We start from the raw sequence: 253 nt of genomic DNA on the forward strand, positions 1-253 counted from the left end.
CCTGGAACATCAACGGCGTCAAAGCCCGTATCGAGAACCTCCAGCACTGGCTGAAGGAGTCCTCGCCCGATATTGCCTGCCTGCAGGAAATCAAGTCGGTCGACGACCAGTTTCCGCGCCTGGAGATTGAAGCGCTCGGCTATCATGTGGAAACACCCGGCCAAAAGGGCTTCAACGGCGTCGCGCTTCTTTCCAAGAAATCACCGGATGAGGTCAATCGCGGTCTTCCCGGCGACGATGGCGATGAGCAGGC

The 253-nt window shown here is 58.5% G+C and carries 1 protein-coding gene; it reads left to right on the forward strand.

Going from position 1 to position 253, the window contains the following annotated elements:
- On the forward strand, positions 1–253 hold a 253-nt coding region (locus tag SB822_RS59100; protein ID WP_410859375.1), incomplete at both ends, for an endonuclease/exonuclease/phosphatase family protein.

It is taken from the genome of Paraburkholderia sp. SIMBA_054, from assembly GCF_046534875.1.
GTDB classification, from domain to species: domain Bacteria; phylum Pseudomonadota; class Gammaproteobacteria; order Burkholderiales; family Burkholderiaceae; genus Paraburkholderia; species Paraburkholderia hospita.